General features: G+C 50.7%; 21 protein-coding genes and 2 tRNA genes. 10 read left to right on the forward strand and 13 right to left on the reverse strand.

The genetic code is table 11. The features are described 5' to 3' along the window. The first annotated feature begins 2 nt into the window (after positions 1-2). The 5 genes from ACLO87_RS03955 to ACLO87_RS03975 are packed head-to-tail and all read left to right on the forward strand — an operon-like array spanning position 3 to position 5,162. On the forward strand, positions 3-1,919 hold the full coding sequence (locus tag ACLO87_RS03955; RefSeq protein WP_430222844.1) for a TRAP transporter large permease: 1,917 nt from the start codon (positions 3-5) through the stop codon (positions 1,917-1,919). Between the two features lie 11 nt (positions 1,920-1,930). Further along, complete coding sequence (locus ACLO87_RS03960) at positions 1,931-2,692, forward strand: SDR family NAD(P)-dependent oxidoreductase (RefSeq protein ID WP_135862735.1); 762 nt, start codon at positions 1,931-1,933, stop codon at positions 2,690-2,692. 10 nt (positions 2,693-2,702) lie between these two features. After that, positions 2,703-3,488, forward strand: coding sequence for an aspartate/glutamate racemase family protein (locus tag ACLO87_RS03965; protein WP_135862734.1), 786 nt, complete (start codon positions 2,703-2,705; stop codon positions 3,486-3,488). 10 nt (positions 3,489-3,498) lie between these two features. Beyond that, positions 3,499-4,311 carry an IclR family transcriptional regulator domain-containing protein gene (locus tag ACLO87_RS03970; protein WP_135862732.1) on the forward strand — a complete coding sequence of 271 codons (813 nt, stop codon included), beginning with the start codon at positions 3,499-3,501 and terminating at the stop codon, positions 4,309-4,311. After that, positions 4,290-5,162: a DNA-binding transcriptional regulator gene (locus ACLO87_RS03975; RefSeq protein WP_430222845.1), complete on the forward strand. Its 873-nt coding sequence runs from the start codon at positions 4,290-4,292 to the stop codon at positions 5,160-5,162. Before ACLO87_RS03970 ends, ACLO87_RS03975 begins: the two co-directional genes overlap by 22 nt. 49 nt (positions 5,163-5,211) lie before the next feature. Here ACLO87_RS03975 and ACLO87_RS03980 read toward each other — a convergent pair whose 3' ends face one another. The 9 genes from ACLO87_RS03980 to ACLO87_RS04020 all read right to left on the reverse strand — a co-directional run bounded on the left by ACLO87_RS03980 (position 5,212) and on the right by ACLO87_RS04020 (position 13,029). Continuing rightward, positions 5,212-6,081, reverse strand: a complete 870-nt coding sequence (locus tag ACLO87_RS03980; protein WP_430222846.1) for an alpha/beta fold hydrolase — start codon at positions 6,079-6,081, stop codon at positions 5,212-5,214. A gap of 82 nt (positions 6,082-6,163) precedes the next feature. Further along, a complete protein-coding gene (locus ACLO87_RS03985; RefSeq protein ID WP_430222847.1) occupies positions 6,164-6,964 on the reverse strand; it encodes a 2-keto-4-pentenoate hydratase in 801 nt (266 codons plus the stop codon). Positions 6,965-7,014: 50 nt separating this feature from the next. Further along, complete coding sequence (locus tag ACLO87_RS03990; RefSeq protein ID WP_430222848.1) at positions 7,015-7,962, reverse strand: 3-carboxyethylcatechol 2,3-dioxygenase; 948 nt, start codon at positions 7,960-7,962, stop codon at positions 7,015-7,017. A gap of 353 nt (positions 7,963-8,315) precedes the next feature. Continuing rightward, positions 8,316-9,239, reverse strand: coding sequence for an alpha/beta hydrolase (locus ACLO87_RS03995; RefSeq protein WP_430222849.1), 924 nt, complete (start codon positions 9,237-9,239; stop codon positions 8,316-8,318). Between the two features lie 131 nt (positions 9,240-9,370). Then, a complete protein-coding gene (locus ACLO87_RS04000; protein WP_430222850.1) occupies positions 9,371-10,396 on the reverse strand; it encodes an ArsA family ATPase in 1,026 nt (341 codons plus the stop codon). 8 nt (positions 10,397-10,404) lie between these two features. Further along, positions 10,405-10,683, reverse strand: coding sequence for a cory-CC-star protein (locus ACLO87_RS04005; RefSeq protein ID WP_135862719.1), 279 nt, complete (start codon positions 10,681-10,683; stop codon positions 10,405-10,407). Between the two features lie 56 nt (positions 10,684-10,739). Further along, a complete protein-coding gene (locus ACLO87_RS04010; RefSeq protein ID WP_135862717.1) occupies positions 10,740-12,416 on the reverse strand; it encodes a carbon starvation CstA family protein in 1,677 nt (558 codons plus the stop codon). A gap of 350 nt (positions 12,417-12,766) precedes the next feature. Beyond that, a tRNA-Gly gene (locus ACLO87_RS04015) sits at positions 12,767-12,842 on the reverse strand. 111 nt (positions 12,843-12,953) lie between these two features. Continuing rightward, positions 12,954-13,029 (reverse strand) — tRNA-Gly (locus tag ACLO87_RS04020). Positions 13,030-13,346: 317 nt separating this feature from the next. Between ACLO87_RS04020 and murB the strand changes: the two genes are divergently transcribed. Continuing rightward, positions 13,347-14,351, forward strand: a complete 1,005-nt coding sequence (gene murB / locus ACLO87_RS04025) for a UDP-N-acetylmuramate dehydrogenase (RefSeq protein ID WP_430222851.1) — start codon at positions 13,347-13,349, stop codon at positions 14,349-14,351. Positions 14,352-14,360: 9 nt separating this feature from the next. Here the strand turns inward: murB and dapB are convergent, their stop codons facing one another. Continuing rightward, the gene (dapB, locus tag ACLO87_RS04030; protein WP_135865644.1) at positions 14,361-15,152 is read right to left on the reverse strand and encodes a 4-hydroxy-tetrahydrodipicolinate reductase; all 792 of its coding nucleotides are present in this window, start codon (positions 15,150-15,152) and stop codon (positions 14,361-14,363) included. 14 nt (positions 15,153-15,166) lie between these two features. Further along, positions 15,167-15,649 (reverse strand): outer membrane protein assembly factor BamE, encoded by a 483-nt coding sequence (locus ACLO87_RS04035; protein ID WP_135865642.1) that lies wholly within the window; start codon positions 15,647-15,649, stop codon positions 15,167-15,169. A gap of 158 nt (positions 15,650-15,807) precedes the next feature. Between ACLO87_RS04035 and fur the strand changes: the two genes are divergently transcribed. Further along, a complete protein-coding gene (fur, locus tag ACLO87_RS04040) occupies positions 15,808-16,266 on the forward strand; it encodes a ferric iron uptake transcriptional regulator (RefSeq protein ID WP_135865641.1) in 459 nt (152 codons plus the stop codon). Between the two features lie 66 nt (positions 16,267-16,332). Here fur and recN read toward each other — a convergent pair whose 3' ends face one another. Together recN and ACLO87_RS04050 are read right to left on the reverse strand one after the other, a co-directional pair. Beyond that, positions 16,333-17,982 carry a DNA repair protein RecN gene (recN, locus tag ACLO87_RS04045; RefSeq protein WP_430222852.1) on the reverse strand — a complete coding sequence of 550 codons (1,650 nt, stop codon included), beginning with the start codon at positions 17,980-17,982 and terminating at the stop codon, positions 16,333-16,335. A gap of 9 nt (positions 17,983-17,991) precedes the next feature. Further along, the gene (locus tag ACLO87_RS04050; protein WP_135865637.1) at positions 17,992-18,891 is read right to left on the reverse strand and encodes an NAD kinase; all 900 of its coding nucleotides are present in this window, start codon (positions 18,889-18,891) and stop codon (positions 17,992-17,994) included. 135 nt (positions 18,892-19,026) lie between these two features. Here ACLO87_RS04050 and hrcA point away from each other — a divergent pair, with 135 nt between their 5' ends. The 3 genes from hrcA to grpE all read left to right on the forward strand — a co-directional run bounded on the left by hrcA (position 19,027) and on the right by grpE (position 21,803). Further along, a complete protein-coding gene (hrcA, locus tag ACLO87_RS04055) occupies positions 19,027-20,040 on the forward strand; it encodes a heat-inducible transcriptional repressor HrcA (RefSeq protein ID WP_430223720.1) in 1,014 nt (337 codons plus the stop codon). 50 nt (positions 20,041-20,090) lie between these two features. Further along, the gene (gene hemH / locus ACLO87_RS04060; RefSeq protein ID WP_430222853.1) at positions 20,091-21,146 is read left to right on the forward strand and encodes a ferrochelatase; all 1,056 of its coding nucleotides are present in this window, start codon (positions 20,091-20,093) and stop codon (positions 21,144-21,146) included. A gap of 93 nt (positions 21,147-21,239) precedes the next feature. Beyond that, complete coding sequence (gene grpE, locus ACLO87_RS04065; RefSeq protein WP_135865137.1) at positions 21,240-21,803, forward strand: nucleotide exchange factor GrpE; 564 nt, start codon at positions 21,240-21,242, stop codon at positions 21,801-21,803. The last annotated feature ends 25 nt before the right edge of the window (positions 21,804-21,828 follow it).

The raw sequence follows: 21,828 nt of genomic DNA on the forward strand, positions 1-21,828 counted from the left end.
GCATGAGTTCAGCCAATATTGTGGAAAATTCCGCCAAGGCTGATTGGGCAGACCAGTTCTGCAAGGTAATGGCGTGGGCAGTATTAACGTTGTTGTTGGTAGTCTCAGCCGGAACGTTAGTGGATATCTTGCTGCGCGCTTTTACGCCTTACACCGTGAGAGGGCTATTCGAATTGAATGGCCTGTTCATGGCCATCATCGTGGCCGGGTTGTCGGGGCTGGTCTTTGTGCGTCATCTGAATATCCGTATGGATGTGATGAAGGTAGTGGCTGGCCGTAACCAAACCGCCGTGCATTTGGTGTGTGAAATTGCTGAAGTGCTGGTGTTTGGGTGGTTAGCCACATCGTTGCTGTTCCGTGCGATGGATGCGCAAGAATACGGCGAGAAAACGATGGTGGTGGGCTGGCATACCGCAGGTTGGTGGGCGGTAGCTGGTGCACTGATGTCGCTGGCGGTACTGACAGTACTTATCCAAACAGTAAAGCATTGGTATGTGCTGTGCCGTGAACGTGGTTATGCACAACCCGGTTTTTGGCGTGGCGCATTGGTGACGGTAGGCACTATTGCGGTGTGTGCAGTACTGACGGTGTTGTTCATCAATGAAGACAGCAGCCCCGGCATGCAAGCCAGCATGGCTTTCTTGGTCTTGTACTTGCTGATTGCTGCACAAATTCCTATTGGTGTGTCACTGATGTTGGTAGGCGTGGCAAGTTTGGCGTTAACCATGGGCGGTGAGCAGGCGCTGGTGGTGTCTCAAAACGAAGTAGGCCGTGCATTGACTAGCATGGACATGGCAGCGATTCCGCTGTTCTTGTTGATGGGTAACTTTGCAACGTGGGCAGGTTTGTCTGGCGATATTTTTAACTCGGGCACAGCCTTACTAGGATCGCGCCGTGGTGGCTTGGCGATGGCATCCGTACTGGGGTGTGGTGGTTTTGGTGCCATTTGTGGTTCTTCCATTGCGACCACCGCTACCTTCGGTAAAGTGGCCTTCATCGAGATGGAGCGCCGTAACTACGCGCACAGTTTGGCAGCCGGTTGTATCGCTGCGGGTGGCACGTTGGGGGCGTTGATTCCTCCGTCTGTCGTGCTGATTGTGTACTGTGTGGTGGTAGAGCAATCCATTCAGATCGCTTTCCAAGCGGCATTGGTTCCTGGTCTGTTAGCACTGACTATGTATGTGCTGGCGATTTTTGTGTCAGTACGACTCAAACCTAGTTTAGCGCCTGATGTAGAAGAATTTAACTGGCCAGTTGCTCGTGCGGCGTTAATCAAAGCATGGCGTCCTGTTTTGCTATTTGCATTGGTGTTGGGCGGTTTGTATGGCGGCATCTTTACGACGCAAGAAGCAGCCTCTGTGGGCGCATTGTTGGCTTTTGTGTTTGCCATTAGCACCAAAGGTTTCACGCTAGAAAAATTCAAAGCCTCGTTGGTGGATACGGCCATCAATGCTGGGGCGATTTACGTCATCTTTATTGGTGCAAATATCTTCGCCAGTTTTATGAGCTTCACCGATATCGCCCAGTTGGTATTGAGCATTATCGACATAGAAACTATGCCTAAATGGCTGATTCTATTTGGCTTGGTGGTGTTCTATTTGTTGCTGGGTACGGTGTTCGATACCTTGGCTGCCGTGTTGGTGACTACACCACTGGTGGTGCCTCTGATCCTAGGCATGAACTATGACCTGATCTGGTGGGGAGTGGTGACGCTGTCGCTGGTAGAGATTGGCATGATTACGCCGCCGCTGGGCATGAACGTATTTGTGATGCGCAGTGTGGTGGGTGACCGCCTACCGTTGTCTACTATTTTCCGAGGCGTGACGCCTTTCTTAGTCGCCGATTTGATCCGCATTATTCTGCTCACGTCGTTCCCCATTATTACGATGTGGTTGCCTAACGTGCTGAGTGGTAATTGAGGGAAGTAAACATGAATGAAAATCGTATTGCCCTAGTAACGGGCGCTGCTGGTGGTATTGGACAAGCCGTATGTAACGCCTTGGCCGAGCAAGGCTTGCAAGTGGTATTGGCCGATTTGGATATAACAGCGGTGCAGGCCGTGATGGCGACGTTACCAGGCCATGGTCACCGTGCTGCTAGTGTAGACATCAGCAACATCACGTCTGTAGAGCAGCTATTTGCTAGTTTGCGTGATGACGGTGTGCGTTTGTCGGTATTGGTGAATACAGCCGCTATTTCCCCTGTGGGGGAGGGCGGTGCGGTGATTGATGTAAAAGGCACCACTCCCGAGCTATGGGATAAAGTCTTTGCTGTGAATGCATTTGGTACCTATGCCATTTGCAGAGCATTTGTGATGCAAGTAGATCAAGATACCCAGCATGGTCGCATCGTTAACTTTGCTTCTACCGGAGCGCAGTTAGGCGGCTACCGTTCGTGCACGGCCTATGTGGCCAGCAAGGCAGCAGTCATTGCTTTCACTAAAGCTTTGGCGCGTGAAATGGCACCGATGAAGATTACGGCTAACGTGGTGTCGCCTGGTCTAATTGATACGCCTATGTTGCGTACGCGGTTGGCTCCCGAAGATGACCACAAGTCTGTAGGGTTGGTCCCATTAGCACGTGTGGGTTTGCCTGAAGAAGTGGCGGCTGCGGTGACGTATTTGGTAGGGCCTTTGGCCTCCTATGTGACAGGTAGCACCGTAGACGTCAACGGCGGCTATTACATGGTGTAAGGGGATGGCGATGAAAATCTGGCATCAGTCCAGCGTGGATCTGGATAACTACCCTGTGTATAAAGCCTCATTGGCAAAGCACTATGCGCGCATTGCCAACCCGGGTACCGAAATCGTATTGCATGGTGTGCCGGAGTCTATGTGGCATGGCAAGTCACCCAGTGAAGTGATGAAAGTGCCCTATGCCTATCACAAAGCCATGAGCCGGCAGCTTTTGCACAATGTGCATCAAGCAGAAAAAGAAGGCTATGACGCGTTTGTGATTGGTACCTACACCGAACCATTGCTGCGTGAGTGCCGTTCGTTGGTGGATATTCCAGTGATTTCCATGCCAGAAAGCACCGTGCTGATTTCGTGCTCTATGGCGCAGCAAATTGGTTTGGTGACGCTGAATGAAGAAAATCAGTGGTTCCTGAAAAATGCCATGCACCGCCATCGTTTCGAGGCACGCATCAGTGGCATCTATGTGATTGAGCCGCAGCTACCAGAGCGCAGCATTGAGCAGGTGTTTCTGGACCCTAGCGAATACATTGCGGCCTTTACAGAAACCGCACGACGCGCCATCGCAGAAGGGGCTGATCTGATCGTGCCCGCTGAAGGCTTGGTAGCCGAAGTGCTGGCCGCCAATGATGTGTATGAAATAGATGGCGTCAGTGTGTTAGATGGTGTGGGAGCGCCACTATCGTATGCAGAGATGTTGGCTAAGTTGCATAAGCTCACCGGTTTGCATGCGGGTAGACGGTGGCATTACGTTAAGCCCAGCGAAGAAATGCTGAAGCTCTATCCTCCTATTTGAGACACCGACTATGCCAGAAACTGATATCTACCCCAGAGTCAGAGCCCTAGAGCGTGGTTTGGAGCTCATCGGTGCGCTGAGTGATCTGGGTTGGGCTACGCCAGGGGAACTGGCGAAGTACACCGGCATACACCGAGCCACGGTTTACCGCCTGTTGTTCACCTTAGAACAGGCGGGTTATGTGTACCTGCGATCCGGTGACGGACGTTATTTTCTGACCAAGCATTTCCGTCGTTTTGCCGATAGCGTAAAAGACGAAGACTGGGTGGTGCAGGTCATAGGCCCCTATATGGGGCGTTTGCTTGCACAGGTACAGTGGCCTAGCGATTTTGCGACTTTTACGTCAGGGCATTTGGAAATTCGCGAATCTACGCACCGTTTCAGCCCTATGTCGGTGAACCGTGCGATGGTAGGTAAAACACGACCATTACTGCGCTCAGCGATGGGTATTGCCATCTTGAGCGAGGTGGCAGACGAGAGCTTAGAGCAAATGCTGGATCTCGCCAGTCTTGTACAGCCTGATGGCGTCTCTAAAGACGATATGCGGCACGAGTTGTTGCAACGTCGTATAGAAGCCCGTCGCTTGGGCTACGCCGAGTCCTCAGGCGGCACCGAACCCAATATCAGTGCCATTGCCTACCCTGTATGCTGGCGCAATCGTGTGTTGGGGGCGATCAATATCATCTTTTTCAGAAGCGCGATGACCCCAGCCAAAGCGGCTGAGCGTTATCTGGATGCGTTGCATAAGTGTGTGCGCGACATAGAAAGCGAACTCGATTCCTTACCGTTGGGAGAGTATGGATGGCCCAGGTACAAGCCTTAAGAGCCTCCCCATCGTGGGTGGCCGACAGTATTGTTGTGAAAGAGTGGGATGAGTCAGATGACCCATCTTGCTATAGGCCTATTGAGAGTTTGCGGCGTGGTTTGGAAATCCTGCGCAGCTTGAATCAGGCAGCAGGGGGCTACGCCTCTATCAAGGAAATCAGTGCGGCCACGGGCATACATCGCACAACGGTACGCCGCATGCTGGAAACTCTGCAGAACGAAGGTTATGTGCGTCGTAATGCGGCGGATGAATGCTATAGCTTGAATCAAAAAGTACGGCAGTTGAGCGACGGCTTTACCGACGAAGATTGGGTGTCTCAAATTGCCAGCGAGGCCTTAAAACGCCTACAGCAAAAAGCCGTGTGGCCATCGGACTTGTGCGTCTTGGATGGTGCCAGCATGGTGGTACGAGAAACCACACATAGGTTTAGCCCGTTGTCGTTTCATAAGGCCATGATCCGTAGGCGTATGCCCATCTTGTTCACGGCAGTAGGTCGTGCGTACTTGAGTGCGTGTGCAGCGTCTGAGCGCGAAGAAATTCTGCATTTGTTGCGTTCGGGAACTGACGAGCAAGCACGCTTAGCACGTGATCCGCAGCTAGTGTCTGCGTTATTGCAGAAAACGTGGGAGCAGGGCTTTGGCTCTAACGATGGAGATTGGCATGAGCAAACCCGTATGGGGGCCATTGCGTTACCCATTTGCCATGAACAGCGCGTGTTGGGATGTCTCAATATTATTTTTACTAAAAATGCGATGACTACCCGCGAAGCTGAGCAACGTTTATTACCCGTGTTGCGTTCTACTGTGGATGAAATAGAGGCACAGTTGAACAGTTCTGGTATGTGGTAACTGCTGTAAGTCGTTAGCAAAAAACGCGGCCGTAGCCGCGTTTAGGGAGTTAGTCTTTACTGAAGAACTCAATAACCATCTGGTTGAATTTATCAGCGTGTTCCCACTGCGCCCAGTGGCCACAACGGCTGAAAATGTGCAGTTCAGCATCGGCCAAGCCCCATAGCAGGCGCAGACCAATATCCATCGGTACGAAGCGGTCGTCACGGCCCCAAATAATCAATGCAGGAGCTTTGATCTCGCCCAAGCGTGGCCCGAAGTCAGGGAACTGGCGTGGGTTAGCTTCCAAGCTTTTCACAAAGTTGTCCAAGTGTTCGCGTCGGGACAGCATGTTGTCTAAACGAGCTTGGAACAGTTCTTCGGTCAGGTTCTTGGTATCGAACACAAACACTTGCATCATGCGACGCAGGTTTTCGATAGTAGGTTCACTGTATAACGCTTGCAGCAGTTTGATGCCTTCTGGAGGCATAGGTACAAACTGGCTAGGGCCACCTGTACCACCACCCATCAAGACAATTTTGCCCAGACGCTCAGGATTAGCCAGCGAGAAGGCAACGGTGCTGTGGCCACCCATGGAGTTACCAATGATGTGGGCACGTTCGATGTTCAGCACATCTAATAAACCTTTTAGTGCGCGGCCGTTCAAGTCAGAGCGAGAACCGGTACAAACGATAGGATCGCTTTTGCTCCAGCCGGGGCAGTCCATCAAGATTACGCGAAAACCTGCGTCGTACAGTGGTTGTACGTTGCGGTTGAAGTTAGCCCAACCGCTAGCACCAGGGCCAGAGCCGTGAATCATTACGACTACTGGGCCATTACCGCCGGTGTCGTTGTAGTGAATTTGTAGGTCTAGATCTTGTTCTTTGATATGAGCGAAGCGGCTGGTGCTGGCTTCAGTATGTAGCACGGTTGTGGTCATGATGATTCCTTGTCATTGATCGGCACCTGAGCGCCGGGAAATGCGAGAGGAGCAGGCTGGTTATTCAACCTGCACAACAGAGTTATTCAAAACGCACGGACACAGGGCCCATGCCGGCAATCTTGACGTTGAAGTGTTGGCCGCTTTTCGCTACCGCCATAGGGCCTAGCGCACCAGTCAACACGATGTCGCCTGCTTGCAGTGGTCGCCCGCAACGCACCATGGTGTTAGCCAGCCAGACGGCTGCATTCATGGGGTTGCCTAAGCAGGCTCTACCGTTACCGCGCGAGACCACTTCACCATCGCATTCCATTTCCATGGCGCAATCAGTAAGGTCTATGTCGCGCAGCAGTACCGGGCGGCTACCCAATACAAACAAGCCGCTGGAAGCGTTGTCGGCCACGGTGTCCACAAAGCGTATGTCCCAGTTGGCAATGCGGCTGTCCACCACCTCAATGGCGGGTAAACAGTACTCGGTGGCGTTGATCAGGTCGGCGTAGTTGTGGTGTTCGCGAGTTAAATCGCGGCCCAACACCAGAGCGATTTCTGCTTCGGCCTTAGGTTGAATCAGGCGACCAGCGGCGATAGAGTCACCATCACCTACGTGCATGTCATCAAAGAGCATGCCAAAGTCAGGTTGATCTACGCCCAATTGTGCTTGTACAGCCAGTGACGTTAGACCAATTTTTCGGCCTACTAAGCGGCGGCCTTGTTCTAAGGCGAAACGCGTATTCGCTTCTTGCACTGCGTAGGCTGTATCAGCACTGACGTTTTGCAGACGCTCACGTAGTGCGGCAATAGGCTGGCCTTGTTCTGCTGCTAACCGTAACGCGAGCGCGGCATCAGCAACAGTGAGTGACGAGGGTTGGTTATGGAGTGTCATAGTGGTGTGTCCTACAGACTAGATCAGTAAGTGGCGTGAGGCAGTGAGCGTTAGGCCGGTTCGGCACTCATCACGCCATAGCCAGCAATCCATTCATTCACGGGGCGGTAGTAATCTTTAGTGCCGTCGTAATGGCCCATGGCTGACAGTGCAGCAAAAGCGGCAATCCAGGTACGCACTTCATGGGTAGAACGGCCCGCTGTTTTTGAGATCACATCAATTTCAAAGTCATCTACTTTGTGCAGATCTCGGTTGATCAGCAGATCCATGAAAGCGTGATCCCACTCTTGGTTGAGTGGCGTCAGATCGCAGTCAGGTGTGCCAAAAATCTTCCCCGTTGCCAGCGTGCGTGCTTGACGTGCGGCGCGTGCTTCGGGAGTAGGATTGCGCCCAGAAATCAAGAATTCAGAGATCTCAGGCTTAGCGCCGGAAAACACGGGCACAGGCGGTTCGTGTGACAAGCCGCCAGAACCTAAAATCAGTACGCGTTTGTTCAGGCCAGCGATGAACTTACCCACAGCTTCGCCTAACAGACGAATACGGCGGTAGGGAGCAAACGGTGGTGCTACGGAATTGATGATGATAGGAATTACGGGGTAGCGGGTAAGGCTGCCCGTCATTTCTTCCAGAATCTGTGTGCAGCCATGATCCACTTGCAAGCGATGAGAAAGCGCTACGTCCAGATCGCTATCCAGCAGGTGACGTACTAGGTCCAGGGCCAGCTTGTCTGGAATAGACAGAGGGCCTGGCAGTGTTTTGTAATCTGCAACGGATTCTGCGGCAGTCGCCACTACAAAAGGTGGCATCAAGTCATAAAACAGGCCGTTGTAATGATCCGGTGCAAAGACCACGATCAACTCTGGATCAAAGGCTTCCACCTCGGCACGAGCGGCGGCAATTACTGCATCAACTTCGGCAACAACGCCTGGGGCAGGGTCATTGAGACCGCGCAATGGGGTGTGCGACAGGCACTTAAGCTTAACAACGCTGGTACTCATAGAATCTCCAGATTTCGTGGCTGAATCGGTAGGCTCTACAGCAAATCGCCGATTCAGGATGGCTTGTTTCTTAATCAGGTAGGGGGAGGAAATGCGCTTTATGCCGCCATGTGTATCGCCACTGGTGCTAGCAAGAGGGCGTCATTTCTGTCTCGGTATCTTGTGTTTTGGAGGGGGCTCATGAGCCCTCGTATTTGTATGAACTGATTTTATGGATGGCCTTGTGGCCGCACAAAAATAGTTGTTTGCAGGTGCACTCTGTGCACCGTCAGAGGGCATAAAAAAAGATCCTGCAAAAGCAGGATCTTGATGGGGGCTAAGGACTAGACGACGTAAAGTGTGAGTGTTGTCGCTTACTGTGCTGGTGTGGCTGCTAGTCGGAGAGCAGGTTTCAGTGAGGCTCCCAACATCTGGCCGTGATTCAGATCACTAAAGTTCTCATAGCTAATATCTAGGCCAGCCATTTGCAAATCCCGGACCATATTCTTTGCTGACCATTGAGTGCGTGAATCCGTGGCGCTTCTGCTGTTAGAGCGATTGCCACCTTCCATGATGCGTATTTTCTTGTCTAGGGCTTTGCTGCGGTCAAAGTGTTTAAAGGTATCGGTGACTAAAAAGCCATCGTGCCACCACAGTGAAGCATCACCAGCAACGTAACGTTGATACAGCTCAGGGCGAGTGAACAGGGCATACAGGGTAAATAACCCACCATAAGAATGCCCCCACAACGTTTGGCGAGAGTGGTCAGTAGGTGCACGCAAATCTACTTCTGGTTTAATGCGGGTTTCAATGAGTTCCAAAAACTCAGCCGCACCACCACCGACGCGACCACGTACTTCAATGTTTTGTTCAACACCATCTTTAAATACCGGAGGTGTGTAGTCATAAGCGCGGGCTGTTGTATCGTGGCTGCCATCAATGTCATAGCCAATAGCCACTAATACCGTAGGCGACAGTGCATCAATGGCGGCGAGGTCGGTGGTATCAATATTGGTTAACGCCGCATTGCCATCCAACATATAAATCACCGGAAAACCGGTAGCTGGGGCTGGGCGATTGGGTATGCCTACTTCTATCTTGTAATGGCGTTTGCCGTCTTCTGATGAGAGTGTAAAGCTCTCGAATCTATATGTGGCGTGCTCTTGATCGACGATAGAGGAAGCGGATGCTCGTTCTATCTGACGTGTATTTTGTTGTGCTGGCTGTGCGGTGGTAGATGCGGCATAGGCCAACGAGAGGGCTGTGATACTAACTAGAAGGCGGCGTAAGACAATCATTAGTGAATATTCTGAATATGAGAATAGGAGTGATTGTTATTACCTTAACATGAAGGTGTAAGGAAAGTGGAGTGCATCAATGTGTGAGCAGGGCCGTGTAGGTTCTGGATGGTACTGATAGGAGCAACAAACTAGTCAGTTACTCCCACGGAGCTTGAGATCAAGTGGTTTCCTAGCATTTGTAATGACTCCAGTCCAACAATGTCATCCGCTTGTAGCGAGACTAAACAGCGTCGTAAGGTGGGTAAGCGGTGGTGCAGGTCTAGCATGTGCTTTTCCTGCTGCTGGCGTCTATGTGCCCAGAAGTTACTGTCATCCATAGGCGGTAATAAGCGATTCACAATTAGTCCTGCAACAGGAATGTCTTGCGACATGAGTGCTTGTACCGCTCTTTCCGTTTCTAAAATGGGTAAGCGTTCAGGCGTTAATACAAAGACAAAGGCAGTGTGCTCGATATCATGCAGTAGCCTACGTGTACGGTTAAAAAGCTGTTGTCTACGTAGTAGGGTATTGAGTAGTTCAGCATCTTTATCATCCAAGTCGGCACTGTGGTGTTGATTAGGGTCACCCGTGAGACTGTCTATGCTGCGTGAGGGGGTTAGGTGCTTCAGAACGGAGGATAAATGCTGTGAGCGTTTATTGTGACGCAGCAGACCATCAGTCCAAGCGGCCATCACTTCAGGCAGGCTTAGCAGACGTAGGGTGTGGCCTGTGGGGGCGGTGTCCAAGATAACGGTGTCATAGTTTTGTAGGCCGTCTTCTATGACTTTAGCGAGCCGTTCTAACAGTGCTGCTTCTTGAGCGCCAGGTGATTGCCTACTAAGTTGTAGGTGGCGTTGTAGTTCGTTAATTTGATCAGGTCCAGCGTAGCGCCGCATTTGGGCCAATACCCGTTCCAAGTAAGCGTCTGCCTCTTTGTCTGGGTCTATTTCTAGAGCCCATAGCTGGGGAGCGAGCATGGTGATGTGGTCACCAATACTACGACCAAACGCATCGCTTAAGCTGTGGGCAGGGTCAGTAGAAACTAGCAATACTTTGCGCCCAGTAGAGGCAGCGAGTACCGCTAATGCGGAAGACATGGTGGTCTTACCCACGCCACCTTTACCGCCCAAAAGAATAAGCCTACGTGTAGCGAGTAGTTCTTCGATGTTTAGCATAAGCAGACTCAACAGCAGCGGAAATGATCAAGGGGAGAGCGTTCCATACCCATTCGGGTATGCCAATCGTGAAAGCGCTGCAATAACAGGGGTTGCAATTCTAGCGTGTACCACGATGCAGGGTTGGGGACGCCCATCATTTCAGAAAACACTAACAACATAAATAAGTCGTCTTCTTCACGTTTGGCGCGAGCAATAGCAGCGCGATATGGCGCGTTGTAATATGTTTCGCCTAAAGCACTAGCTTGTTTGCACCAGTGAGTTAACCGGGTAAATGACTCTTTCATCGCCATCCTTTGTACTGCCCCGTTATGAGAAACGGGGCAGTAAGTAAGGGTAGAAGTTAAGAGGGGGTAGCGGCCGCCACACGCTTCTCTTTACGTAGTACAGACACACACTCTAGCGTCACCAGAATGGCAGCAACTAACACGATTAGATCCAGAGAAAACAAGAACCAGTTTTCTTTGAGATAGAAATCGCGTAGCTGTATTAATAGCGCTGCTAAGGTCATGACCAACACGAAAGAGAGTGGTGCAGTCACATAGATGGAGGGGGACTTTTGGCGTACCAACATGACGGCAATGACTAACAATGTTAGCCCGGCAAGTAGCTGGTTTGTGGTGCCAAACAATGGCCAGATAATCAAGCCACCTGAGCCGCTAGCGCCACCTGCGCCAAAGGCCAGAATCAAACATGTGAATACAGAGAGGAAGGTAGCGGGTAGAGCTTTGCCCATCCATTTGATGTTATAGATTTCGCCCCATTCTTGGAAAATATAGCGCTGTAAGCGCAGACCAGTATCCATCGTAGTGCCAGCAAACAGAGCTGCCATTACTGTGAGCATAGTGGCTGAAATTTCAGGACTGATACCTATACCGGCACTAAGAATATTAGCTCCACCTTGTACAAAGGCATTTACGCCACCTTGACCAAAGGAGTGATAGATGGCTTTCCATTCAGCCAAAGAAGCAAAACCAGCCGATGCGGCGACTATAGCTGCCAAGGCCAACGCACCTTCTCCAATAGCACCGAAATAGCCCACAAACCTGCCATCGCGTTCACGGTCTAGCTGTTTGGAGGTTGTGCCCGATGATACTAGGCCGTGGAAGCCAGAAATTGCACCGCATGCAATGGTGACAAATAAGAGGGGGATTAAGGATGGCGTACCAGCCGGTACATCGGAGTTGATCATAGGTGCAACCATTGTGGGGTTGCTAAACAGCACTGCGACATAGAGTAGGGCTAGACCCACAAAAAGCTGTAAACCGTTAATGTAGTCTCTTGGCTGCAAGAGCATCCATACGGGTAACAGTGAGGCAATGGCCGCATAAGCAAAGAGCAGTAGAATCCATACGGCACTGGGACCTAAGCCCATGACCTGTTCCGGCAGCGTGACGGGAACGCTTGGGCCTATGTAAATTAGCCAGTACAACGCACATACACCTATGAAGGACACAATCGCTAAATTCAGCTTAAAGCGATAAATCGCTTGTCCAATCACAAAGGCAACGGCGATAGCTCCCCAAACGGGAACAACAGAACCGGGGTTGTTAATCAGTAAACCGGCAATAACCACACCGAATACGGCATTCACCATGAGTAGCACGAGGAAGATCACGATCATGAAAATGGAGCGTGCCCGTTTACCTACTACGTCTCCGGTCAGTGCACCGACGGATTTGGCTCGGTTGCGAATACTTGCCCAAATTGCGCCGAAGTCGTGAATGCCAGCAAAGAAAATTGTCCCAAATGTGACCCACAGAAAAGCAGGTAGCCACCCCCAAATTACGGCAATAGCTGGGCCAACAATTGGCGCAGCGCCAGCAACGGAAGTGAAATGGTGTCCCCATAATACAAACTTGTTAGTGGGCACAAAATCGATACCATCCTCAAACTCATGCGCTGGGGTTGGCCTGCTATCGTCTAATTTGTAGATTTTTTCTGCAATAAAACGCGAGTAAAACACATAGCCTAGAAACATGGCTCCTAAGCCTATAACTACTAGTACGATGGCACTCATACTGTCTCCTCCTAGAGTGATGAATGACGTCACTATGTAGCGATGACGTGGTTTTTTGAGAACGACGCAAAGAAAGTGAAGTGTGTACGACTAGAGGGGGCGGCAATTGCTTTAGGTTGTAACTTTTTAATTACCGCATACTGACAAGATGCTGAACAATGGTAGAAACCCTTGTATCTTCTTATTTTCTAAAGAATTGTTGTGTATAAGAGATGGGGAATAAGGGAAGTGCAGAAGGTGAAAGAGGGTGAGGCCTACATGAATAGATGTAGGTTCTTTCAAGGAGGTGTGTGCTAGAGGAGAGCGAGAGACGAAAAAAAGCCCAAACCGAAGTTTGGGCTTTTTTAATTTGGAGCGGGAAACGAGGCTCGAACTCGCGACCTCAACCTTGGCAAGGTTGCGCTCTACCAACTGAGCTATTCCCGCATTTAAGCGTTGCCTGCTTTGCTAACACTGTTGCCTGTTTTCAGGTTTTAACTAGCGCTAACTTAGCTGATATAAAAAGCCCAAACAATGGCTTGGGCTCTTTAAAGAATTTGGAGCGGGAAACGAGGCTCGAACTCGCGACCTCAACCTTGGCAAGGTTGCGCTCTACCAACTGAGCTATTCCCGCATATTTTCCTTCTCAGGAAAGATTAGAATTATAAGTTGGTTTCTTTTGTTTTGCAAGTATCTTGCTGGAACTTCGAAACGACTTTTCTAATCACTGCCACGCATACATTGCTGTTTGTTTGGCTGCTTAATTGTTTGGTGTTCAATCAAGCGAGAAAGTGAATATAGCTGTTTTTGCCCAATAGTGTCAAGCAATTTTGAGAAATGATTTGAAATAAATGTGTGTAAGGCCTGCTATGCAGCGAAGTGGGGACAGTACCTGCTTTATACTCAAGGTTGTACTTCCTCTGCTGACGTGACAAGCAAACACACCTAACTATGTTGAATAACCAAGATCTATCCCGTTGTAATACCTTTGGACTGCCTTGTGTGGCGCAGACGCTGTTTAGGTTTGAGCAGGTGTCTCAGTTGTCGGCGTTGAGTGCAGCCATCAAAGAGTATGCGCAGCATCGTGTATTAGGTGGTGGCAGCAACGTCATTATGCATCCCGATTTGCCTGGGCTGACCATTCAAGTGGCCAACAAAGGTATACGTTTATTGTGTGAGCACGAGAATTTCTGGTTGGTGGAAGCTGGCGCGGGTGAGGTGTGGCACGACTTTGTGGCCTACACCTTAGAGCAGGGTTGGTATGGTTTAGAAAACTTGGCTTTGATTCCTGGCACAGTAGGCGCGGCACCGGTACAAAATATTGGGGCCTATGGTCTAGAGCTAGAGCAGCGCGTGCACAGCGTATTGGCATGGAATTTGCTAGAGGGTGCACTGTACGAGTTTAGTGCAGAAGAGTGCGAGTTCTCGTATCGAGACAGTATGTTTAAACGCGCTCAGCCGGGCACATGGCTGATTGTTGCGGTGCGCTTTAGATTGCCCAGACAGTGGCAGCCATTGTTGCAGTATCCCGATTTGCGTGATCATGTCTCACTCCAATCTGCTCCTACTGCGCAGGCTGTTTTTGATGCGGTGTGCGAGGTGCGCCGTACCAAGTTGCCTGACCCCGCTAAAGTGGGCAATGCTGGTAGTTTCTTCAAGAATCCAGTGGTTCAGGCTGAGCAGTACGCTGTACTGCGTACACAGCATCCTAATGTGGTGGCTTATGCGCAAGCCGATGGCCGCTATAAGCTGGCAGCTGGGTGGTTGATTGATCAAGCTGGTTGGAAAGGGCGCGAAGCAGGCGCAGTAGCTATGCATCCACGTCAGGCGTTAGTGATGACTAACTGTGGCGGAGCGGTGCTGGAAGATGTGTTGAACCTAGCGCAGCAGATTCAGAGTGATGTGCAGCAGAAGTTTGGCGTACAGCTGGAACAAGAGCCAGTGCTGTACGCCTAACCTAGGCAATTAGCCTGCTAATACGTCCTGCATGTTGAATAGGCCTTGTGTTTTGCCTTTCAAAAAGCGGGCGGCGCGCAGGCTGCCTTGCGCATAAATAGTACGGTTGCTAGCACGGTGAGAAATTTCAATACGCTCACCTTCACCGCAGAAAAATACGGTGTGATCGCCAATGATGTCGCCACCACGTACTACCGAGAAACCAATATTGCCTTCTTTGCGCGCACCAGTGTGACCATGGCGTGCCCAGTCGGCGATCTCGTCTAGCGGTTTGTCCCACGCCTTAGCAACGGCTTCACCCATTGCCAATGCAGTGCCTGATGGCGCATCTACTTTATGGCGGTGGTGGGCTTCAAACACTTCTACGTCAAAACCGCTTTGCAGCATTTTTGCGGCAACTTCCAATAGTTTCAGTGTGGCGTTCACACCTACGCTCATGTTGGGCGCAAACATGACGGCAACTTTTTCGGCGGCTTGTTGGATACGGGCTTTTTCTTCCTCAGAAAAACCGGTAGTGCCAATCACGCACTGAGTGTTGTGACGTACGCATGCATCCAAGTGTGCCAAGGTGCCTTCAGGGCGCGTGAAGTCAATCAGGCAGTCAGCATTTGCCAACTGATCTAGGTTGTCGCTAATTAGCACCCCCGTGTTCTGACCCAAAAAAGCACCAGCGTCTTGGCCGATGGAGCTAGAACCAGCGTGGTCTAAGGCAACAGTAAGAGTGAGGTCGTTGCTGTTCAGTACAGCTTCAATCAGCATGCGGCCCATACGGCCGCTTGCCCCAGCAATGGCGATACGCATACAAATTCCAGAAATTATTGATCAGGGCTACGGTAGCCGTCTGTCACATTGGGGTTTTCTGCCTCTAATGGGGCTTCATCTACGTCTTGCTTAATAGCGCTAGGTGTATCTGGCCCCATTGTGGCTGGGTTTTGGAATGGTTCGTGGTTAGGTTGGTGATCACCATCCCAACGTACCAAGGTGTTGCCATCAAACCAAACGGTAAACAAACGTTTCTGTACGTCGCCGTAGCCAGGTTTGTTGTAGTAAGGGTAATCCCAACGGTCAGAGTGGAAGATATCTTGCAGAGTAGGGGTGCCTAGTACGTAACGTACTTGCTCACGGGTCATGCCGACGCGCAGTTGCTCTACCTGCTCAGAGGTAATCCAGTTACCTTGCTGAATGTCTGCTTTGTAAGGAAATCCCCACTTTGTGCCGCCGCAAGCGCTCAGTAATAGTGCGGTAAAACACATGGCTGCGCCGGTGCGTAGGACAGAAGAGTAGTTTTTTGCTTTCATCAGCTTACCGTGCTCTTGTTAAATAAAATCGTTATTATAAGGGATATGAGGTAGGACATCCGTGCATTATGCTACGATGTAATTCATCTCGGAATCCGTCGGTGCTAGTTGCCAGATGGGCCACGAACCCTTCCCCCTTTCAGATATTAATTTTAGCTATGAACGATCAAAACGAACTGAAAAGCATGGGGCTTAAGGCGACATTCCCACGCCTCAAGATTCTTGATATTTTTCGCCGCAACGACGATACCCAAGAACTGCGCCACTTAAGCGCAGAAGATGTGTACCGTTTACTGATTGCTGATGATGTGGATATTGGCTTGGCCACCGTGTATCGTGTGCTGACTCAATTCGAGCAAGCTGGTATTTTGGCACGCAGTCAGTTTGATGGCGGTAAAGCGGTATTTGAATTGAACGATGGGGATCACCACGATCACTTTATTTGCACCAATTGTGCCAAAGTGGTTGAGTTCTCTGATCCTGAAATTGAAAAACGTCAGCACAAAATTGCTGATAAGTTAGGTTTCGAGTTGGAAAGCCACACCATGGTGTTGTATGGCTTGTGCAACGATTGCACCAGCACTGGTCGCGCGACTGGCCGAGGCATGCCTCGCTAAGCTGCGGTAGTCAGTACCATAAGTAATATGAAAAACGGCTTGCACAGTAATGCGCAAGCCGTTTTCTTATGGGCGAGATAGCATCTCTTTAGCGTGCTGGCGTGTGGTATCGGTGATGGCTATACCGCCTAACATGCGCGAAATTTCTTCCACACGAGCGTTGCTGTCCAGCGCTTGTATGTGTGAACGGGTTTGACCGTCTTGGCTGCGCTTGCTGACCTGTAAGTGGTGTTGGCCTTGAGCTGCCACTTGAGGTAAGTGAGTCACGCACAGTACTTGATGGCGTTGTCCCAATTCGCGTAGCAACTTACCTACGACTTCGGCGACAGCGCCACCAATGCCGGTATCTACCTCGTCAAAAATTAAGGTAGGTACTTGAGCGGCTTGGCTCGCAATTACGGCCAAGGCGAGTGATATCCTTGCTAGCTCACCACCAGACGCGACTTTAGCTAAGGGAGCGGGGCGTACACCGGCATGACCCGCTACGAGAAACTCCACTTGTTCATTGCCATGTGCGGAGGGTTTGCATGCACTGAGTTCTACGGCAAATTGGCCACCTTGCATGGAAAGCTCCTGCATGGCTTGGCTGACTTGCTGGCTCAACTGTTTGCTGGTGCGCGCTCGCGCTGCACTAAGTTGAGTGGCTATCGTGTCGTAGTTGGCTTTGGCTTGGGCGACTTTAGCTTCCAACTGTTCTAAGTCGGCATCTTCGGTCAGTTGTTCTAGTTGTTGGGTAATAGACTCAAACAGCGCCAGCAGCTCTTCAGGTTCGCAGCGGTATTTGCGTGCCATGCTGAAAATGTCTGCCATACGCTCTTCTAGTACTGACAAACGATCAGGGTCTAGCTCTACCGCGCTGACATAGCTGTTCAAATCTGAAATGGCTTCAGAACTCGCAATACGTGCGGATTCTAAGGTGTCCAGAATAGGCTGCAATGCGGCAGGGTCATGGTGCAGCAACTTGGTGATTTCTTGAGTGGCTGAGAACAAGGCACGTTGTGCGGCTTGGTCTTCACCATCCAGTAGATTTAAGGCACGCGTTGCACCATCTAGAAGCGATTGAGCGTGTGCTAAACGCTGATGCTCTACACCGGTTTGTTCCCACTCACCTGGCTGTAATGCTAAGGTTTGCAGCTCATCATATTGCCATTGCAGTTTTTCGCGTTCGGCTTGCAGGCCAGCAGATTGTTCTTGAGCTTGGCGCAAGCGTTGCTGCAATGATTGCCAAGTATTCCATGCTGTAGCGACTTGCTTGGAAAGTTCTAGGTGCCCGCCTTGGGAATCTAATAAAGCATATTGATTCGCACTTTTGAGCAGACTTTGATGAGCATGTTGGCCATGAATGTCGACTAGGTGCTCACCCACTTCACGCAGTTGTCCCAACGTGGCAGCAGTACCGTTGATGTAGGCGCGGCTGCGTCCTTGGGCGTCGATGACACGGCGTAGCAGTAAATCTTCGCCGTCTTCCAAATCGTTATTTTTCAGCCATTCCCGAATGTCGTCATCCAGATCAAAGTGCGCACTGAGATCGGTTTTCTCACATCCTTCGCGTATGACGCGAGTGTCACCGCGCGCACCAAGCAGCAGCGATAACGCATCTATAAGTATGGATTTCCCGGCACCTGTTTCACCAGAAAAAACGGTGAAGCCGCCTTCGAAATCGATGAGGGCTTCATCCACAATGACAAAATCACGTATATGCAGGGATCGCAGCATAAGCAGGGATTATTCGTTGGCGTCGTTGGGTTGTGGGATACGGTTCCAGTCCAATTTCTGACGCAAAGTAGAAAAGAAACTGTAGCCGGTGGGGTGAATAAAACAAACTGTTTTCTGAGCGCGGCGAATCTCTACACAGTCGCCAGGTTGGCAGTCAGACCACGCTTGCATGTCAAAGTGAACGCTGGCACCCGATTCGACTCTGCCCAATGCGGTAATCGTTAAACTCAATGTGCTGCTGTCAGGCACTACTACAGGGCGATTAGACAGTGTTTGTGGCGCTACAGGTACCAGCAAGAAGGCATTGAGTGTGGGGTACAGAATAGGGCCATTGGCGGCCAGTGCGTAGGCAGTGGAACCGGTTGGTGTGGCTACGACAATACCGTCAGCACGTTGGCGGTGCATAAACACACCATCCAGCTCTACACGCAGCTCAATCATGCCACCACGACCAGCACGGTTAATTACGATATCATTGAGCGCGATGCCAGAAACCAATGTTTCACCATCGCGTATGATGCGGCCTTCCAGCAGGCTGCGGTGTTCAGTTTCGTACTGACCGTTGATGACACTGGTGAGCGCTTCGTGAGCGTGTGGCAAGGGTATGTCGGTGATGAAACCTAGTCGCCCGTGGTTAATCCCAATCAAGGGGACGCCACTGTGTGCCAATTGACGTGCGGCACCCAGCATCGTGCCGTCACCGCCCACGATGATAGCGAGATCAGCTTGTTGGCCAATTTCGTCAAAACTGACACAGGGGATATCCTGTATACCGGTGTAGCGCGCTGTGTCGCTTTCTATAATGACCGAGCAACCCGCTTGCTTCAGCGTGTGGGCAACGGCTCGCAGCGGGGCATCAAGTCCCGAGTCATGATAGCGACCCACGAGGGCGACCGTTTTGAAATGCATGAGGTAAATTGCCTTATGATGGAATAGGAATAGGATAATCTGAATTACTGGATTATAGAATTGTGTAAGGGTTTAGGGCATTGATGCTGCAGTTTGATCCTGATGTGAGTGTATGAAATAAGCATGGCAAAATATCTGGACGATAGATCAAGTGCATTATTGACGCTATTAATTGAGCGTTACATAGCTGACGGTCAGCCGGTTGGGTCACGTACCCTATCTAGGCTTTTTGACTTGTCACCAGCCACCATACGCAACGTGATGGCTGATCTGGAAGACTTAGGGCTCATTCATAGTCCGCATACATCGGCGGGGCGTATACCAACGCCTCAAGGGTACCGTATGTTTGTGGATAGGCTCTTGGCAGTACCGCAGTTCGAGGTGCCTCACATCGAGCCCTTACAACTACGTTTACCTATGGAAGAGCCGGCGCGTGCGGTGTCATCAGCCGCAGCGTTGTTGTCTAATTTGTCGCAGTTTGCTGGTGTGGTGATGGTGCCGCGTCGTGCTCAAACTTTCAAACATATTGAGTTCATTCGTCTTTCGGGAAAACGGGTGCTACTAATCATGGTATCGCCCGACGGTGATGTGCAAAACCGTATTTTGTTCATGTCACGAGAGTATCGCGAAGAAGAGCTTACCGAAGCTAGCAATTTCTTTAATCAGCACTTTTCAGGCAAATCGTTTTCTGTAGTGCGTGAGTCGCTAGCAGACGAGCTGTCCAGCTTGCAAGTAGACATTTCCAAGTTGATGCAGGCAGCGGTAGCAGCTAGTACGGCTGAGTCCGACATTGAAGAGGATGTGGTGATTTTCGGCGAAAGTAAGCTCTTGGACGTGAGCGAAATGACGGACGACTTAAGCCGTTTACGCCGCCTGTTCCAGCTGTTTGAAAAGAAAACTGAATTGCTGCATTTATTGGATGCATCCAGTCATGCGCATGGCGTACAAATTTATATTGGTGGTGACTCCACGTTGTTGCCTTTAGACGACGTTTCCATGGTGACAGCGCCTTATGGTGTGGATGGCGAGGTGGTAGGCACCTTGGGGGTGATTGGTCCCTCACGTATGGCTTACGACAAGGTGATTCCTATCGTGGACATCACCGCCAAGTTATTGTCCAATGCCTTGAGCTGTAACCAGAACAATTGACCAGAATGGCGCTGCACTAGAGGGTTCAGTGCGGCGCATAGGGCGTACATATGCTGTTAACTACCTATTTGCCTGAACCATCGGATCCATCTTTGTTGGATGCCCACATTGCCAGTCGTCCAGCTACGCCAGTAGGCATAGTTGTGATGAATCTGGGTACTCCGGATCAACCCGATGCCGGATCCATACGACGTTACCTCAAAGAGTTTTTGTCGGATCCGCGTGTGATTGAGATTCCAAAGCCCGTGTGGCAATTGATTTTACGTGGGGCAATCTTGCCATTCAGACCACGTAAGTTGGTGGAAAAATACCAAATGATCTGGATGCCTGAAGGGGCTCCGCTGTTGGTGTATAGCCAGCGCCAAGCAGATGGGTTGCAGCAACGTCTGGACCCAACTGGCCAACACGTCAAAGTAGAACTGGCGATGCGTTATGGCAACCCGTCCGTAGAAAGAGCTGTAGATAAACTGCGTGCACAGGGTTGTGAGCGCATCTTGGTGGTGCCGTTGTATCCACAGTATGCGGCAAGTACCACAGCCACGGCGGTAGATGCTGTAACGCGTTATGCCGCGAAAATGCGTAATCAGCCTGAGCTACGTTTTATACGTAGTTATTGTGATCATCCTGCGTACATAAAGCCGTTAGCAAAATCCATTACTACCTACTGGGAAGCGCAGGGCAAACCAGAGCGTTTGCTGCTGAGCTTTCATGGTTTGCCACGTCGTTGTGCAGAAAAGGGCGATCCGTACCACCGCGAGTGCATGTTGACCACGGCAGCATTACGCCGTGAGTTGGAAACCACTGGAGTGCCAGTGCAGGCTGCCTTCCAAAGTCGTTTTGGGGCCGAACGTTGGTTAGAACCCTACACCGAACCGCTGTTGCGTCAGTGGGCTAAGGAAGGGGTGAAAAACGTGCATGTGGTGTGCCCTGGGTTTTTAGCGGATTGTTTGGAAACACTGGAAGAAATCAAACTCATGTGCCGTGATGCGTTCCTAGAAGAGGGCGGGCAAGATTTCGCCTATATTCCTTGCTTGAACGATGATGCAGAGTGGGTAGATGGTTTAGCGCAATTGGTTCGCGAACACGCTGCAGGCTGGCTCGCATAAGCTAAATGTAAAAATAACCATGGATCTCTTGAATATGGGGTGTGTGATCCCCATATGAAAAACAGTGATGTTTTTTTGCCGTGGAGATCCATTATGTCTGCATCAACAGACCAGAACGAAAACCAGATTCCTGAAGACAACCAACCTGAAAACGAGTCCATTGATGTGGCAGCAGAATCGCTTGTCGAGTCTGGACTGGATCAGCAGTTGGAAGAAGCTCAGGCTAAAGTAGCTCAGTACTACGACCAGTTGCTGCGCGCTAAAGCCGAAATGGAAAACATTCGCCGTCGTGCGGATGAAGAAGTATCTAAAGCCCGTAAGTTTGGTACAGAGTCTTTTGCTGAAAGCCTGCTGCCAGTACGTGATAGTTTGGAAGCTGCGCTAGCACAAGAAGAACAAACGATTGAAGCCTTCCGTGAAGGTGTAGAAACCACGCTGCGTCAGTTGGATAACGCGTTCACACGCAACCAGCTTAAAGAAGTAGCGCCACAAGCAGGCGATAAATTCGACCCACATCTGCATCAAGCAATTTCTACAGTTCCCTCCGATCAAGCCGAAGGTACTGTCGCAATGGCATTGCAAAAAGGGTATGTGTTGGCCGATCGCGTATTGCGCCCTGCATTGGTGATGGTGTCCTCCGGACAAGCGCCAGCCTAAATTATTTTGTTATGGGGGCTTGAAA

The organism is Paenalcaligenes sp. Me52 (assembly GCF_050487965.1).
In the GTDB taxonomy this organism is placed as follows: domain Bacteria; phylum Pseudomonadota; class Gammaproteobacteria; order Burkholderiales; family Burkholderiaceae_B; genus Paenalcaligenes.

What these genes read in the sequence shown, in the direction of transcription:
- ACLO87_RS03955 (WP_430222844.1), top strand. Translation starts at nt 3, where the DNA reads ATGAGTTCAGCCAATATTGTGGAAAATTCCGCCAAGGCTGATTGGGCA.
- ACLO87_RS03960 (WP_135862735.1), top strand. Translation starts at nt 1,931, where the DNA reads ATGAATGAAAATCGTATTGCCCTAGTAACGGGCGCTGCTGGTGGTATT.
- ACLO87_RS03965 (WP_135862734.1), top strand. Translation starts at nt 2,703, where the DNA reads ATGAAAATCTGGCATCAGTCCAGCGTGGATCTGGATAACTACCCTGTG.
- ACLO87_RS03970 (WP_135862732.1), top strand. Translation starts at nt 3,499, where the DNA reads ATGCCAGAAACTGATATCTACCCCAGAGTCAGAGCCCTAGAGCGTGGT.
- ACLO87_RS03975 (WP_430222845.1), top strand. Translation starts at nt 4,290, where the DNA reads ATGGCCCAGGTACAAGCCTTAAGAGCCTCCCCATCGTGGGTGGCCGAC.
- ACLO87_RS03980 (WP_430222846.1), bottom strand. Translation starts at nt 6,081, where the DNA reads ATGACCACAACCGTGCTACATACTGAAGCCAGCACCAGCCGCTTCGCT.
- ACLO87_RS03985 (WP_430222847.1), bottom strand. Translation starts at nt 6,964, where the DNA reads ATGACACTCCATAACCAACCCTCGTCACTCACTGTTGCTGATGCCGCG.
- ACLO87_RS03990 (WP_430222848.1), bottom strand. Translation starts at nt 7,962, where the DNA reads ATGAGTACCAGCGTTGTTAAGCTTAAGTGCCTGTCGCACACCCCATTG.
- ACLO87_RS03995 (WP_430222849.1), bottom strand. Translation starts at nt 9,239, where the DNA reads ATGATTGTCTTACGCCGCCTTCTAGTTAGTATCACAGCCCTCTCGTTG.
- ACLO87_RS04000 (WP_430222850.1), bottom strand. Translation starts at nt 10,396, where the DNA reads ATGCTAAACATCGAAGAACTACTCGCTACACGTAGGCTTATTCTTTTG.
- ACLO87_RS04005 (WP_135862719.1), bottom strand. Translation starts at nt 10,683, where the DNA reads ATGAAAGAGTCATTTACCCGGTTAACTCACTGGTGCAAACAAGCTAGT.
- ACLO87_RS04010 (WP_135862717.1), bottom strand. Translation starts at nt 12,416, where the DNA reads ATGAGTGCCATCGTACTAGTAGTTATAGGCTTAGGAGCCATGTTTCTA.
- murB (WP_430222851.1), top strand. Translation starts at nt 13,347, where the DNA reads ATGTTGAATAACCAAGATCTATCCCGTTGTAATACCTTTGGACTGCCT.
- dapB (WP_135865644.1), bottom strand. Translation starts at nt 15,152, where the DNA reads ATGCGTATCGCCATTGCTGGGGCAAGCGGCCGTATGGGCCGCATGCTG.
- ACLO87_RS04035 (WP_135865642.1), bottom strand. Translation starts at nt 15,649, where the DNA reads ATGAAAGCAAAAAACTACTCTTCTGTCCTACGCACCGGCGCAGCCATG.
- fur (WP_135865641.1), top strand. Translation starts at nt 15,808, where the DNA reads ATGAACGATCAAAACGAACTGAAAAGCATGGGGCTTAAGGCGACATTC.
- recN (WP_430222852.1), bottom strand. Translation starts at nt 17,982, where the DNA reads ATGCTGCGATCCCTGCATATACGTGATTTTGTCATTGTGGATGAAGCC.
- ACLO87_RS04050 (WP_135865637.1), bottom strand. Translation starts at nt 18,891, where the DNA reads ATGCATTTCAAAACGGTCGCCCTCGTGGGTCGCTATCATGACTCGGGA.
- hemH (WP_430222853.1), top strand. Translation starts at nt 20,091, where the DNA reads ATGCTGTTAACTACCTATTTGCCTGAACCATCGGATCCATCTTTGTTG.
- grpE (WP_135865137.1), top strand. Translation starts at nt 21,240, where the DNA reads ATGTCTGCATCAACAGACCAGAACGAAAACCAGATTCCTGAAGACAAC.